The organism is Xanthomonas citri pv. citri (genome assembly GCF_000961215.1).
Classification (GTDB): Bacteria; Pseudomonadota; Gammaproteobacteria; order Xanthomonadales; family Xanthomonadaceae; genus Xanthomonas; species Xanthomonas cissicola.
This window is the reverse complement of sequence record NZ_CP008998.1, coordinates 1,956,606-1,971,322: the sequence shown is the minus strand read 5'-3', so window position 1 is coordinate 1,971,322 and position 14,717 is coordinate 1,956,606. Positions and strand designations below refer to the sequence as shown.

At 64.3% G+C, this 14,717-nt stretch carries 13 protein-coding genes; 4 read left to right on the top strand and 9 right to left on the bottom strand.

Annotation, left to right across the window (positions count from 1 at the left end; genetic code table 11):
* Window positions 1–3 precede the first annotated feature (3 nt).
* The 5 genes from eno to AMD14_RS09195 all read right to left on the bottom strand — a co-directional run bounded on the left by eno (window position 4) and on the right by AMD14_RS09195 (window position 5,176).
* Window positions 4–1,296 (bottom strand): phosphopyruvate hydratase, encoded by a 1,293-nt coding sequence (gene eno, locus AMD14_RS09215; RefSeq protein WP_003481827.1) that lies wholly within the window; start codon window positions 1,294–1,296, stop codon window positions 4–6.
* Between the two features lie 124 nt (window positions 1,297–1,420).
* A complete protein-coding gene (locus AMD14_RS09210) occupies window positions 1,421–1,663 on the bottom strand; it encodes a hypothetical protein (protein WP_040107746.1) in 243 nt (80 codons plus the stop codon).
* A 114-nt stretch (window positions 1,664–1,777) separates the two neighbouring features.
* Window positions 1,778–2,608 (bottom strand): 3-deoxy-8-phosphooctulonate synthase, encoded by an 831-nt coding sequence (kdsA, locus tag AMD14_RS09205; RefSeq protein ID WP_003481823.1) that lies wholly within the window; start codon window positions 2,606–2,608, stop codon window positions 1,778–1,780.
* Between the two features lie 351 nt (window positions 2,609–2,959).
* Window positions 2,960–4,624 (bottom strand): CTP synthase, encoded by a 1,665-nt coding sequence (pyrG, locus tag AMD14_RS09200; protein ID WP_003481821.1) that lies wholly within the window; start codon window positions 4,622–4,624, stop codon window positions 2,960–2,962.
* A gap of 309 nt (window positions 4,625–4,933) precedes the next feature.
* Entirely contained in the window at window positions 4,934–5,176 is a 243-nt protein-coding gene (locus AMD14_RS09195; protein ID WP_003481819.1) for a hypothetical protein, read from the bottom strand.
* A gap of 164 nt (window positions 5,177–5,340) precedes the next feature.
* Between AMD14_RS09195 and parE the strand changes: the two genes are divergently transcribed.
* Both parE and AMD14_RS09185 read left to right on the top strand, forming a co-directional pair.
* Entirely contained in the window at window positions 5,341–7,230 is a 1,890-nt protein-coding gene (gene parE, locus AMD14_RS09190; RefSeq protein ID WP_045714568.1) for a DNA topoisomerase IV subunit B, read from the top strand.
* Between the two features lie 458 nt (window positions 7,231–7,688).
* Window positions 7,689–9,197, top strand: a complete 1,509-nt coding sequence (locus tag AMD14_RS09185) for a S10 family peptidase (RefSeq protein WP_011051103.1) — start codon at window positions 7,689–7,691, stop codon at window positions 9,195–9,197.
* A gap of 59 nt (window positions 9,198–9,256) precedes the next feature.
* Here AMD14_RS09185 and AMD14_RS09180 read toward each other — a convergent pair whose 3' ends face one another.
* From AMD14_RS09180 to AMD14_RS09170, 3 genes are all read right to left on the bottom strand, one after another.
* Complete coding sequence (locus AMD14_RS09180) at window positions 9,257–10,018, bottom strand: YdcF family protein (protein ID WP_003481813.1); 762 nt, start codon at window positions 10,016–10,018, stop codon at window positions 9,257–9,259.
* Between the two features lie 106 nt (window positions 10,019–10,124).
* Window positions 10,125–11,252, bottom strand: a complete 1,128-nt coding sequence (locus AMD14_RS09175) for an inorganic phosphate transporter (protein ID WP_005919584.1) — start codon at window positions 11,250–11,252, stop codon at window positions 10,125–10,127.
* A gap of 9 nt (window positions 11,253–11,261) precedes the next feature.
* Window positions 11,262–11,888, bottom strand: a complete 627-nt coding sequence (locus tag AMD14_RS09170) for a DUF47 domain-containing protein (protein ID WP_003481809.1) — start codon at window positions 11,886–11,888, stop codon at window positions 11,262–11,264.
* Between the two features lie 272 nt (window positions 11,889–12,160).
* Between AMD14_RS09170 and AMD14_RS09165 the strand changes: the two genes are divergently transcribed.
* Both AMD14_RS09165 and AMD14_RS09160 read left to right on the top strand, forming a co-directional pair.
* Window positions 12,161–13,501 (top strand): hemolysin family protein, encoded by a 1,341-nt coding sequence (locus AMD14_RS09165; protein ID WP_011051102.1) that lies wholly within the window; start codon window positions 12,161–12,163, stop codon window positions 13,499–13,501.
* Window positions 13,485–14,153: an exopolysaccharide biosynthesis protein gene (locus AMD14_RS09160; RefSeq protein WP_003481805.1), complete on the top strand. Its 669-nt coding sequence runs from the start codon at window positions 13,485–13,487 to the stop codon at window positions 14,151–14,153. Before AMD14_RS09165 ends, AMD14_RS09160 begins: the two co-directional genes overlap by 17 nt.
* A gap of 34 nt (window positions 14,154–14,187) precedes the next feature.
* On the opposite strand, the gene AMD14_RS09155 is transcribed toward AMD14_RS09160, so the two are convergent.
* On the bottom strand, window positions 14,188–14,688 hold the full coding sequence (locus AMD14_RS09155) for a pyridoxamine 5'-phosphate oxidase family protein (protein ID WP_003481803.1): 501 nt from the start codon (window positions 14,686–14,688) through the stop codon (window positions 14,188–14,190).
* Between the last annotated feature and the right edge of the window lie 29 nt (window positions 14,689–14,717).

The following is a 14,717-nucleotide window of genomic DNA, read 5'->3' as shown; positions in this document are numbered from 1 at the left end:
GGCTTATCGCTTGATCGAAACGAACGCGTCGCGGCCGGCGTAACGCGCGCCGGAGCCCAGCGCCTGCTCGATGCGCAGCAGCTGGTTGTACTTGGCCACGCGGTCGCTGCGGCACAGCGAGCCGGTCTTGATCTGCGTGGCGGTGGTGGCCACGGCGATGTCGGCGATGGTGGTGTCCTCGGTTTCGCCGGAACGGTGCGACACGATCGAAGCGTAGTTGGCCGCGTGCGCCATCGCGATGGCTTCCAGCGTTTCGGTCAGCGTGCCGATCTGGTTGACCTTGATCAGGATCGCGTTGGCGGTGCCCGAATCGATGCCCTGCTTGAAGATCTTCGGGTTGGTGACGAACAGGTCGTCGCCCACCAGCTGCACCTTCTTGCCGACGCGATCGGTCAGCAGCTTCCAGCCGGCCCAGTCGTCTTCGGCCAGGCCATCTTCGATGCTGATGATCGGGTACTGCGCGACCCAGTCGGCCAGGAAATCGACGAACTGCTCACTGGTCAGGCGCTTGTTCTCGCCGACCAAATTGTACTTGCCGTTGTCGTAGAACTCGCTGGACGCCACGTCCAGACCCAGCAGGATGTCTTCGCCGGCGGTGTAACCGGCCTTGCCGATCGCTTCGAGAATGGTGTCCAGCGCTTCGACGTTGCTGCGGAAGTCCGGCGCAAAGCCGCCTTCGTCGCCCACCGCCGTGCTCAGGCCGTGGCCCTTGAGCACCGACTTGAGCGAATGGAAGATTTCGGTACCGGCGCGCAGCGCCTCGGAGAACGAGCTGCAGCCGACCGGCAGCACCATGAACTCCTGGAAGTCGACGTTGTTGTCGGCATGCGCGCCGCCGTTGATGATGTTCATCATCGGCACCGGCAGCGCCACATCGGCCTCGGTGATGGTGGACAGGTACTGCCACAACGGCTGCTTGCGCGAGGCTGCCACGGCATGCGCGGCAGCCAGCGAAACCCCCAGCAGCGCATTGGCGCCCAGGCGGCCCTTGTTCTCGGTGCCGTCCAGATCGATCAGGCGACGGTCCAGGCCCTGCTGGTCGGCCGCATCGAAGTTCTTCAGCGTCTCGGCGATGGTGCCGTTGACGTTGTCCACCGCATGGCGCACGCCCTTGCCCAGGTAGCGGGTCTTGTCGCCATCGCGCAGCTCCACCGCCTCCTTGGTACCGGTCGAGGCACCCGACGGCACAGCCGCGCGGCCGAACGAACCGTCGTCCAGCGTGACTTCGGCCTCCAGCGTGGGATTGCCGCGGGAGTCGAGGATTTCGCGGGCGAGGATCTTGGCGATAGTGGTCATAGGTCCGTTCGGTTACCAGTAAGGGGGGAAGTACACCGGAAACAAGCTGCCGGATTATCGCCGCACACCGGTCCATTGCCAAATCGCATGCAGCCGCGACACGCAGCACGTCGCGGGCGGACCGCTACGCCATCAGGCCCAGCAGCGACAGACCAGACAGCAACAGCACGACCAGCAGCAAGGTCAGCGCGGCGATCGCCACACCAGGCTGGCGACCCAACCGCAACGCAGCCGAGCCGGTGGCCAGGCTCCCGACGGCGGCCATCATGGCCACCGCCAGCGTGATGCGCATCGGCAGCCGCGTGGCTTGCATGGCATGGTCGCCATCGCCCGGCATGCCGATGCTGGCGGTAAGCAGAACGGCCATCACCGCCATGCACGCCCACGCCGCGATCGATGCGGCCAATGTCCACGCCCCCCGGCCAGTGGCGCACCGCCGATCCTGGCGGTGCGCCGCAGCGGCCGCGCACTGATTCAGAACTCACGCAAAACGCGCAAACCCATGCTTCTTGGTGACGGTGTCCAACTCCATCAGGGTTTCGAGCAGTTCTTCCATGCGATCCAGCGGCCACGCATTGGGACCATCGGACAGCGCCTTGGACGGATCCGGGTGGGTTTCAGCGAACAGGCCGGAAATGCCGACTGCCACCGCAGCGCGCGCCAGTACCGGCACAAACTCGCGCTGACCACCGGAACTGCTGCCCTGCCCGCCCGGCAACTGCACCGAATGGGTGGCGTCGAACACCACCGGACACCCGGTGTCGCGCATCACGCTCAGCGAGCGCATGTCGCTGACCAGATTGTTGTAGCCGAAGGACGCGCCACGCTCGCAGACCATGATCTGCTCGTTGCCGGTGGACTTGGCCTTGTCCACCACCGGCTTCATGTCCCACGGCGCCAGGAACTGGCCCTTCTTGATATTGACCGGCTTGCCGGCGGCGCAGACGTTCTTGATGAAGTCGGTCTGGCGCACCAAAAATGCCGGGGTCTGCAGCACGTCGACAACGGCCGCGACCTCGTTCATCGGGGTGTATTCGTGCACGTCGGTGAGCACCGGCACGCCGATCTGCTTCTTTACCGCATCCAGCACCTTCAGGCCTTCTTCCAGGCCCGGGCCACGGAAGCTGGTGCCGGAGGTGCGATTGGCCTTGTCGAAACTCGACTTGAAGATGAAGTTGACCCCGAGCTTGCCGGTGATCTCCTTGAGCTTGCCGGCCACGTCGAGCTGCAGCTGCATCGATTCGATCACGCAGGGGCCGGCGATCAGGAACAACGGCTGATCCAGGCCAACTTCAAAGTCACACAGTTTCATCAGGTCACCTTATTTCGATTGACGCCCCTCTCCGGTTGGGAGAGGGGTTGGGGCGAGGGTACGGTTGGCACGTAATAGTTGAATGATTTAGGCACATGAGGCTTCGCCCGTACCCGCATCCGCCCCTACGGGGCACCTTCTCCCGGCGGGAGAAGGCAGTCATCTGAGCCCCTTTCCCATCGGGAGAGGGGTCGGGTGAGGGTTCGGTTGGCGAAGCGCCTGTGAAGCCCCATGGTTTGCCCTGGCTGGCGCGTGGTGACGCGCTCGTCATGGCTGTCATCTTCCAGTGCGTTGCGGCGCCCCCTCATCCGGCGCTTCGCGCCACCTTCTCCCGACAGGAGAAGGGACTGCTCACGCGCGCGCTTCCTTCAACAACTTCCCGCCGGCCTTCTTCTCGCGCGCCGCACGCACGAAGCCGATGAACAGCGGATGGCCGTCGCGCGGGGTGGACAGGAATTCCGGATGCGCCTGGCAGGCCAAGAACCACGGGTGCGTGTCGCGCGGCAGCTCCACCACTTCCACCAGGGTGTCGTCCATCGACTTGCCGGAGATCACCAGCCCGGCGTCTTCCAGCTGGGTGCGATAGCGGTTGTTGAACTCGTAACGGTGACGATGCCGCTCGGCCACAACGTCCTTGCCGTACACCTCGCGCGCCAGCGTGCCGGGCTTCAGGCGTTGCTCCTGCAGGCCCAGGCGCATGGTGCCGCCCAGGTCGGATTTTTCGTCGCGCTTTTCCACTTCACCGGTGGCGGTGCGCCATTCGGTGATCAGGCCGATCACCGGGTGCGGCGACTGGCGATCGTTCTCGGTGCTGTTGGCCGCATCCAGGTCGGCGACGTGGCGGGCATAGTCCACCACGGCCGCCTGCATGCCGTAGCAGATACCGAAATACGGTACCTTCTGCTCACGCGCGAACTTGGAGGTCTGCACCTTGCCTTCGAAACCGCGATCGCCGAAACCGCCCGGCACCAGGATGCCGTCGATGTCCTGCAAGGCAGACATGTCGCTGCCCTCAAGATCCTGCGCTTCCAGCCACTTCAGGTTGACCTTGGTGCGCTGACGCAGGCCGCCGTGACGCAGCGCTTCGGCCACGGACTTGTAGGCATCCTGGTGATCGACGTACTTGCCGACCACGGCGATGTTGACCTCGTCCAGCGGATGCTTGACCGCGTCCACCACGGCCGCCCACTCCGACAGATCCGCTGCAGCCACCTTGTCGCGCAGCTTGAATTGGTCGATGACCAATTCGTCCAGTCCCTGGCGCAGCAACTCCAGCGGCATGCCGTACAGCACGTCGATATCCGGGCAACTGATCACCGCACGCTCGGAGACATTGGTGAACAGCGCAATCTTGCGGCGTTCCGAATCCGGCACCGCCTGCTCGGACCGGCACAGCAGCACGTCCGGCTGGATGCCGATCGAGCGCAGTTCCTTGACCGAATGCTGGGTCGGCTTGGTCTTCAACTCGCCGGCTGCCGCGATGTACGGCACCAGCGTCAGATGCATGAACATTGCCTTTTCGGCGCCGCGCTCGGTGCGCACCTGGCGGATCGCCTCCAGGAACGGCAGCGATTCGATGTCGCCGACGGTGCCGCCGATTTCGATCAACGCGACATCGAACCCGGCCGTGGCCTCGTCGATGCAGCGACGGATTTCGTCGGTGATATGCGGAATCACCTGCACGGTGGCGCCCAGATAATCGCCGCGACGCTCCTTGCGGATGACGTTCTCGTAGATGCGGCCGGTGGTCACCGAGTTCTTGCGCGACAGGCGCGTGCGCACATAACGCTCGTAGTGGCCCAAATCCAGGTCGGTTTCGGCACCGTCGTCGGTGACGTAGACCTCGCCATGCTGGAACGGGCTCATCGTGCCCGGGTCTACGTTGATATACGGGTCCAGCTTCATCATCGTGACCTTCAGGCCACGCGCTTCAAGAATGGACGCAAGCGAAGCGGCGGCAATGCCCTTGCCTAGCGAGGACACTACGCCGCCGGTAACGAAAATCAGGGGGGTCATGGGGCTTGAAGCCTCCCGGAAAGCCATAGTTTAGCGGGTGACGGGCGAATGCCCAAGGGTTGCGTGACGACAAGGTCATCACACGTTGAAACAGTGCATGCCGCGCAGGCCTGAGCGACCGACAGAGATGAGGGGCAGTCGCCAGGCGATTGCCGGCTCTCTGCAGGAACCGGAAGCACGCGCGTCACATGCCACTTCCGGCATCGGCTACAACCGGCAGGGCGACTGCTGAGTGGTCTGACATGTTCCAAAAGTAAACGCCCCGGCAATGCCGGGGCGTCGTTAAGATCCGGCGGCTAGGCCGCGCGATCAGCGTGCAGGCTTTTCTTCTTCCTCTTCCTCGCGCGGGGCGCTATCGGCCTTGGGCTTCTGCGCGGCAGCGGCGGCGCGGCGTTCGGCCTTGCGCTCGGCTTCGGTCTTGGCCTTCGCGTCGTCGGTCTTTTGAGCGGCGGCGCCCTGTCCGGTCTGCTGCGGAGCGGCCTGGGCCATGGCGGGAAGCGCTGCCACTGCGGCCGCACCGAGGGTGAGCATCAGGATGTGCTTGAACTTCATGGCGTCCTCTTTGGCTTCGGTGACATCCTCAGGTGGGGACGTTTGATTTCGAAACCAACGCCAGGGTAGCCAATGCTGCCCGGCCACCCACTGAACGCCGGTCGCGTGCAAAAAATCGGCTCAGCCCCCACACTTGCGCGTCGTTTCACGTGCCAACGAGATGCATGAACACCCGTTATAACGCCGCCGATATTGAAGTGCTGTCGGGCCTGGACCCGGTCAAACGCCGCCCCGGCATGTATACCGACACTGCGCGCCCGAACCATCTGGCGCAGGAAGTGATCGACAACTCGGTCGACGAGGCGCTGGCCGGCCACGCCAAGCAGGTCGAAGTCACGCTGTACAAGGATGGTAGCTGCGAAGTGTCCGACGACGGCCGCGGCATGCCGGTGGACATCCATCCGGAAGAAAAGATTCCGGGTGTGGAACTGATCCTGACCCGGCTGCATGCCGGCGGCAAGTTCAGCAACCGCAACTACACCTTCTCCGGTGGCTTGCACGGCGTGGGCGTGAGCGTGGTCAATGCGCTGTCGACCAAGGTCGAGCTGTTCATCAAGCGCGAAGGCAGCGAGCACCGCATGGAGTTTCGCGATGGCAACGCTGCGTCCAAGCTGGAAGTGGTGGGCACCGTCGGCAAGAAAAATACCGGCACGCGGCTGCGCTTCTGGGCCGACCCCAAGTATTTCGATACGCCCAAATTCAATGTGCGTGCGTTGCGGCACCTGCTGCGCGCCAAGGCGGTGCTGTGCCCCGGCCTGACCGTCAAATTGCACGACGAGGCAACCGGCGAGCAGGACAGCTGGTATTTCGAGAACGGCCTGCGCGATTACCTGAAAGGTGAGATGGCCGAGCACGAACTGCTGCCGGCCGACCTGTTCGTCGGCAGCCTGAAAAAAGACACCGAAATCGTCGACTGGGCCGCGGCCTGGGTGCCGGAAGGCGAGCTGGTGCAGGAAAGCTACGTCAACCTGATCCCCACCGCGCAGCACGGCACCCACGTCAATGGCCTGCGTTCGGGCCTGACCGATGCGCTGCGTGAGTTCTGCGATTTCCGCAATCTGCTGCCGCGCGGCGTCAAGCTGGCGCCGGAAGACGTGTGGGACCGGGTCACCTTCGTGCTCAGCCTGAAGATGACCGATCCGCAATTTTCCGGGCAGACCAAGGAACGCCTGTCTTCGCGCCAGGCCGCCGGTTTCATCGAAGGCGCCGCACACGATGCCTTCAGCCTGTATCTCAACCAGAACGTGGAGATCGGCGAGAAGATCGCGCAGATCGCCATCGATCGCGCCAGCGCACGGTTGAAGACCGAGAAGCAGATCGTCCGCAAGAAGGTCACCCAGGGCCCGGCCCTGCCCGGCAAGTTGGCCGATTGCATCAGCCAGGACCTGTCGCGCACCGAATTGTTCCTGGTCGAAGGCGATTCGGCCGGCGGCTCGGCCAAGCAGGCGCGCGACAAGGACTTCCAGGCGATCCTGCCGCTGCGTGGCAAGATCCTCAATACCTGGGAAGTGGCTTCCGGCAGCGTGCTGGCCTCCGAAGAAGTGCATAACCTGGCGATCGCGATCGGCTGCGACCCGGGCAAGGACGACATCACCGGGCTGCGCTACGGCAAGGTGGTGATCCTGGCCGACGCCGACTCCGACGGCCTGCATATCGCCACGCTGCTGACGGCGCTGTTCCTGCAGCATTTCCCCGAATTGGTGGCCGCCGGCCATGTGTTCGTGGCGATGCCGCCGCTGTTCCGCGTGGACGTGGGCAAGCAGGTGTTCTACGCGCTGGATGAAGAAGAAAAGACCACGCTGCTGGACAAGATCGCGCGCGAGAAGATGAAGGGCCAGATCAGCGTCACCCGCTTCAAGGGCCTGGGCGAAATGAATCCGCAGCAGCTGCGCGAATCCACCATCCACCCGGACACGCGTCGGCTGGTGCAGCTGACCATCGACGACGGCGAGCAGACGCGTTCGTTGATGGACATGCTGCTGGCCAAAAAACGCGCAAGCGACCGCAAGCAGTGGCTGGAAACCAAGGGCGATCTGGCGTCGCTGGAAGTTTAAAAACCCGGAAGCTTTGAAAGCCCCCCTCCCGCCGGGGGCGAGAAGGCACGGGTTGCGCGCCACTGGCGCGCGTGCCTTGGAGCGCCCGCGCTGCGAGCGCGGGCCGGGGCGCGGAGCGGGGGTTGGGGGGAGGGTACAGGCGAAGCCTCGTGCAATCGAACATTGCGAGAGCTTCGCCCGTACCCTCATCCGCCCCTGCGGGGGCACCTCTCCCCCCATAAAGCAGGACAATGTCCCGATGGGAGAAGGGCGTGTTATCGATTTTCTTTGATGTCGATGCTTGTTTCAGCGGACTGCGCAAACCTTTCCCCTTGAGTCAGACGGCTGCCTGCTGCGGCACATACTGCTCCAAGCCAGGCAAGCCACATCGGTCGACGCGACACATATGCCTTTGTGCACATCCACCGAGTGCTGCCGGGGCCTAGCATCGGCACTCCCCTGCTTCCACATCGATGCCCATGCCCTTCTTTCTCCGCGCCGGCCTGCTGGCCTGTGTGCTACTCAGCGGGACGGCGCTGGCCGAAGCGCCAGACAAAGCCGATAAAAGCGATGCGCAAAGCGACGCCAAATCCGATGCCGCCGCCAAACAGGCGCCATTGCCGGCCGACGCCAGCGTGCGTCAGAACACGCGCGTGGCTGGCCGTAGCCTGAGCTATACCGCCACGGTCGGCACGCTGCCGGTACGCGATGCGCAGGGCAAGACCATGGGCGAGGTGGTATTCACCGCCTACACCGTCGATGGCAAGAACCGCCCGGTGACCTTCGCATTGAACGGTGGGCCGGGCGCCGCATCGGTGTATCTCAACATGGGCGCGATCGGGCCGAAGATCGTCGGTTTCGGCGCCGAAGGCGACAGTGCGTCGGCACCGGCCACACTGCGCGACAACCCGGGCACGTGGCTGGACTTCACCGACCTGGTCTTCATCGACCCGGTGGGCACCGGCTTCAGCCGCGCGCTGATCGGCGACGACGATGCCAAGAAGCAGTTCTACAACCCGCAGGCGGACGTGGAATATCTCTCTCGGGTGATCTACGACTGGCTGCTCAAAAACCGCCGCCTGCAGGCGCGCAAATATCTGGTCGGGGAAAGCTATGGCGGATTCCGCGGCCCGCGCATCACCCACTACCTGCAGACGCAGCTGGGCGTGGCGATGAACGGCGTGGTGCTGGTGTCGCCGTACCTCAACCCGACCCTGGACGACAACGGCGATGTGTCGCCCCTGGCATGGATGCTGACGCTTCCCTCGATCGCTGCTGCGCACCTGGAGCGCCAGGGCCAGCTCAGCGACAGCGCGATGCGCCAGGTGATCGACTACACCCGCAGCGATTACGCGGTGGCGCTGATGAAAGGACGCACCGACCCGCAGGCTACCGAAGCGATGCTGCAGCAGGTCACCCGCATGACCGGGCTGGACCCGGCGTATGTGCGACGCTCCGGCGGGCGCCTGGAAACCCAGGCCTATCTGCGCGAGGTGTTTCGCGACAAGGGCGAATTGGGCAGCCGTTACGACTCCAACGTGACCGCCTTCGACCCGTTTCCCAACGATGCCGAACAACGCGCCAACGACCCGCTGCTGGACAGCATCATTGCGCCCACCACCACCGCAATGGTGGACTTCGTGACCCGCGTGGTCGGCTGGAAGATCGATGCGCAGTATCGCGCGCTCAACTACGACGTCAACAAGCTCTGGGACTGGAACGACGAGCTTCGCAAGGGCGCAGTGACCCAGCTGCGTCAATCGGTGGCGATCGATCCGAAGTTGCGCGTGTTGATCGCGCACGGCTGGAACGACCTCTCCTGCCCGTTCATGGGTTCGGTCCTGACGGTGGACCAGATGCCGGCCATGGGCAGCGACAGCAAACGCGTGCAGGTGCGCGAATATCCGGGCGGCCACATGTTCTACAACCGTGCCGACAGCCAGGCCGCGTTCCGTAACGACGTCGAGGCGATGTACGAAACGCGCTGATTGCTCGCATCGCCGGGCGTGTGGACGCTCGGCGATGGATCAGCCGCGTCGTGCCGCGCTCAGACCGCGCCAGGGGCGGTCGCCTGCACGTTCCACCCCAACCACTGGTAGACTTGATAGCGGGCAATGCCCAGGTATTCGTGCAGGGCCACATCGGCCAGGGTGAAGTTGTAGCTCTGCGGCAGGATCGACCACGTGGCAGTCAGCCAGTCGGCGCGCACGGGTGTGGCATCGATGCCGAAGTGGCGGAAATACAGTTCGGCCCGACGCAGATGCGTGGCCGAGGACACCAACGCAATGCGATCGGGCCGGTAGTCGCGCAGCAAGGGCTGGCTGAACTGCGCGTTCTGCCAGGTGTTCATGCTCGACGGCTCCATGATCAGATCTGCCCGCGGAATGCCCAGGCCCAGCAGCACACGCTGATAGACCACCGCTTCGGACAGGCCCAGGCCGCGTGCATCGCCGCCGCTGATCTCGATCTTGCAATCGCCACCGCTGTGCCGGCATTGCCAATACAGCCGCGCCGATTCGACGATGCGGCCATAGGCGAACAGGTTGGCTTCGGCCACCGCGTCGCGGCCTTCCGGGCGCACGGTGCCGGCACCCAGCAGCACGATGACGTTGCGCGCGCCCCACGCGTTGAAATCGTTGACCCCGGTGCGTTGCAGGTGTTGCAGCATCCAGGAGGGCAACGGACCGCACCCCACCGCGAACACCAGCAGCAAGCTGGCCAGGCCCAACACGCGGGAAAACCGCCGCAATCCGCGTCGGTCGATCAACCAGGCAAACCCGAACAACACGCACACCAGGGCAAGCATCATCGAGAAAGGGTCTCACTCATGGCATGCGGGCAACCTGCCGGAAACAGGTCCATACGGCAAGGGCATCGCAGTCTGCCAACGGTGCGTGACCGCACCGCGGCACCGCTCAGGTCCAGCCCAACAGCTCGAACAGCGTCAGGATCAGGTACGCCACGCCGCCAGCAGCCGGGATGGTCAGGATCCAGGCCCAGACGATGCGCTCGATCACGCCCAGCCGCAGCGAACGCGGATTCTTGGCGAAACCCACCCCCATGATGGCGGTGGAAATGCTGTGCGTGGTGGACACCGGCATGCCGAAATGCGCCGCCACGGTGAGCACCGTCGCCGAGCTGGTTTCTGCGGCAAAGCCGTGGATGGGATGCAGCTTGACCATCTTGTGGCCGAGCGTCTTGATGATCTTCCAACCGCCCGACGCGGTACCTGCAGCCATCACCACCGCGCAGGTGAGCACGATCCACATCGGGATACCGGCGCCGGCCGCAAGGCCGGTGCCCGGATGCAGGAACGACAACCAGCTCGGCAGGTCGTCCAGCGCGCCGGCCGACTGCGCGCCGATCAGGGTCATGGCGATGATGCCCATGGTCTTCTGCGCGTCGTTGTGGCCGTGCGCGTAGCCCATGTATGCGGCCGAGGCGATCTGCGCCTTGCCGAAGAACGCATTGACCCAGCGCGGCCGCGCCAGCCGCCCGATCGGGCCGCCTATCTTGGACATGCCGGCAATGATCGCCCACAGCAGCACCATCACCACGATACCGAGCACGAAACCGGCGATCGGCGAGGTGATCATCGGGACGAACACCTTCCACAACAGGCCCTTGTTCTTGGCCCAGTTGCCGATGTTTTCCGACCAGATCAGCGCGTCCCAGTCGTTGTGCGCCGCGGCCAGACCGGCGCCGCACAGGCCGCCGATCAAGGCATGCGAGGACGACGACGGCAGGCCCTTCCACCAGGTGATCAGGTTCCAGATGATGCCGCCCAGCAGCGCGCACAAAATCACCTGCGGGGTGACCTCGACCACGTTGGTGTTGAGCAGGCCAGAAGCAATCGTCAGCGCCACGGCGGTGCCGGTCAGCGCGCCGATCAGGTTCATGCCGGCTGCCAGCATCACCGCCCAACCGGGCGAGAGCACCTTGGTGGCAACCACGGTGGCGATGGAGTTGGCGGTGTCGTGGAAGCCGTTGATGAACTCGAACACCAACGCGGCCAGGATCACCACCAGAACTAAGGTAAGCACGCGGCGACCTCAGCTGTTCTTCAGCACGATCTGGTAGACCACCACACCGGCCTCGCGGCAGCGGTCGATGGCCTTTTCCAGAATCTCGAAGAACTCCTTGAGCAGGAACATCTGCAACGTGTCCAGGCGGCCGGAATAGATGTCGCGGTACAGCTCCAGCATCAGCCGGTCGGCTTCGTTTTCGAGCATGCGCAGCTTGTCGTTGAGCGCGGTCATGCGGTCGATGTTCATGTCCGGCAGGTCGGCCACCATCTCGACGACCACACCGGCGGCCTGCTCCAGCATCGCGGCGCGCGGGGCGAAGTCGATGTGTTCCAGGTGCTTGGTGGCCAGCGAATAGCGGTCGGCGAATTTCTCGACCTGCTTGGGAATCTTGTACAGCGCCGAGCCCAGCGCTTCGATGTCTTCGCGCTCGATCGGGGTCATGAAGCTGTCCACCAGCGCCTGGCCGATCTTGTCGGAGGCGGCGCGTTCGCGCAGGCGGGCCAGCTTGAAGGCGTCCAGCGCGGGTTGGCGGTCGGACTCGCGCATCATGGCGTGCAACGCCTTGGTGCTGTCGTAGGCGGCCTGCGCCGCTTCGTTCAGAAGCGCATAGAACTGCTTGCCGGAACCGAAGATGGTCTGCAACGAGAACATGGGTGGACAACTTCCTGCCGTCGAGGGAGAGACGGCGCCAGACGCGAATTATGACCGTTCCATGACCTCTCTGGGTATCTCGCGCCGGGAGCGGCCTTCACATCGACATTTCCCGGCTCGAACCACCCTGTGGTTTGCTACCATGCCACCGCGCCCTCGGGCGCACCCTATGGAAGACGACCCTATCCCCCCGTGTTGCCGCCCGGCCCGTGCGCCCGCCGGTAGCTCCAGTGCTCCCCCGCCCTCCCCTTCACTGACCGGGGAAGACGCCCGTGGTTGAGTTTTTGATCGTCATCGCCCTGATCGTGCTGAACGGCTTCTTCGCCATGTCTGAGATGTCGTTGATGACCTCGCGCAAGAGCCGCCTGAAGCAGATGGCCGGTTCCAGCAAGCGCGCCGCGCGGGCCCTGGCCTTGGCCGAAAGCCCGGAAAACTTCCTGTCCACGGTCCAGATCGGCATCACCCTGATCGGCATCCTGACTGGCGTGTTCGGCGGCGAAGCGATCGGCGAAGCCATTGCCAGCTGGCTGCAGGGTGTGTTCCCGGCCCTGGCGGGCACGTTCGAACTGGTCGGCAAGCCGCGCCCGTATTCGGTGGTCATCGGCAGCACCCTGGCGGTGGCGCTGATCACGTTCCTGACGCTGATCTTCGGCGAGCTGGTGCCCAAACGGCTGGCGCTGCGCAATTCCGAAGACATCGCAGGCGTTGTCGCAGTGCCGATGGCCTGGCTGGCCAAGATCGCCGCGCCCGGGGTGTGGGTGCTGGCGCGCTCCACTCGCTTGGTCCTGCGCATGTTGGGCATGGGCAAGGACGAGTCGGCCTCGGTCACCGAAGAAGAGATCCGCATGCTGGTGGCCGAAAGCCACGAGGCCGGGGTGATCGACGCGCACGAGCGCGACATGATGAATCGGGTGATGCGGCTGGGCGATCGTACCGCCGACAGCCTGATGACCCCGCGCAACCGCATCGCCTGGCTGGACGCCAACGCCGAGCCGGAACGCAATCTGCAGATCATGCGCGAGCACGAATTTTCGCGCTACCCGGTATACCGCGGCAGCGACCAGGACATCGCCGGCGTGCTGGAAGTCAAATCGCTGGTCACGCGCATGGACGGCCACGGCGCGCACCTGTTCCAGGCGCTGCGCGACACCTTGTTCGTATCCGAATCCACGCATGCGATGAAGCTGCTGGAAATCTTTCGCGAAGAACAGCAGTCGATGGCGCTGGTTGTCGACGAATACGGCGAAATCCGTGGCTTGGTGACCATCAGCGACCTGATGGGCGCGGTGGTCGGCCGTCTGCAGGCGGTGGAAAATACCGACGAAGACGCGTTGGTGGTCACGCGCGCGGACGGTTCGCTGCTGATCGATGGATCGCTGCCGGTGGAAGAATTGCGCGAAGTGCTCGGTGCCGAATTGCCCGACGCCGACGAAGGCGACTACCACACGCTTGCGGGCCTGTGCATTTACTATTTCGGGCGCATTCCACAGGCCGGCGAATTCTTCGATTGGGCCGGCTGGCGCATCGAGATCGTCGACCTGGACGGTGCGCGCGTGGACAAGTTGCTGCTGAGCCGGGTGGGCGACGAGGACAGCGATGACATCGTCGGGTGACGGCAGTGCGCCGCGCGATGATGCCAACGAGCAGATGCGCTACCGCAACGAAGGCATCCGCAGCCTGCTGGCAGCCTTCAGCGAAGGTGATCCGGACCAGGTGTTGCGCGTTCGCGAGATCTTGGCCGACCTGCAGCAAAGCGCCTTCGGCGTGTTCCTGTTTCTTGCGATCCTGCCCTCGTTCATTCCGATTCCCGGCGTCGCCGGTGGCATCAGCGGACCACTGACGATACTGATCGGGCTGCAGATGATGTGCTGCCTGCGCAAGCCGTGGGTACCGCGCTTCATCGGCGAACGTGGGCCGCGCCGTCGGACCAGTCAGCGCTTCGTGGCCAAACTGGGACCGACGCTGCAACGCCTGGATCGCCTGCTCAAACCGCGGTTGCACGGCATGCTGGATGGGATGCCGGCGCAACTACTCACCGGCTTGCTATTGGTGTTGGTCGGCATCTTGCTGACGCTGCCGATCCCCTTCACCAACTATATTTTCGGCTTGATCCTGCTGCTGTTCGCGCTGGCCCTGCTCGAGCGCGACGGCGCGCTCATGCTGGTGGGCTGGGCAGCTGCGCTGATCTCGGTGGCCGTGTTCGGCGTCACCTCCGACCAGCTGGTGGATCTGATTCGCGATTGGTGGCCGGACGCATGGCGCTGAGCGCAGCGCGTCCGGCGCGTCGCTTGCGACGCGGTTACTTCAGATCGACCACGCGGTTGTCCGACAGGCTGCCGGTATCGTCGGTGACCGCCGTCATCACGAAATACAGCGCCTTGCCGAGCAACCCGCTGGGGCCGTCCCAGTATTCGGCCGATTCGGCACGCACGTGGATCAAACGCAGGTTCGCATCGTCCTTGCCGGCCGGGAAAAACACCTTCATCGCCGGCGACCACAGCTCGTCGATCTTGGCCCGGTCGTGGACCACGCGTGCAGTGCCGGCCACCGAGACATAGGTGTTCTTCGACGCCGACGCATAAGCCACGTTGACGCGCGGATCGGCGGCGATTTCGGCTACTTTCGGGCTGTCGGCGGCGGTGGCGAACCACAGGTCGCCATCGAACTCGACTTCCTGCGTCCCCAGCGGGCGGCTCACCAATTTGCCGTCGGCCGAGACGGTGGTGAACATCGCGATGTCCACCCCGCGAATCAATTCGGCCAACTGCTTGATGCTCTCGCTGCGTTCTTGAAATTGCATGCTGGTTTTCCTGATGGATGTGCACGCAT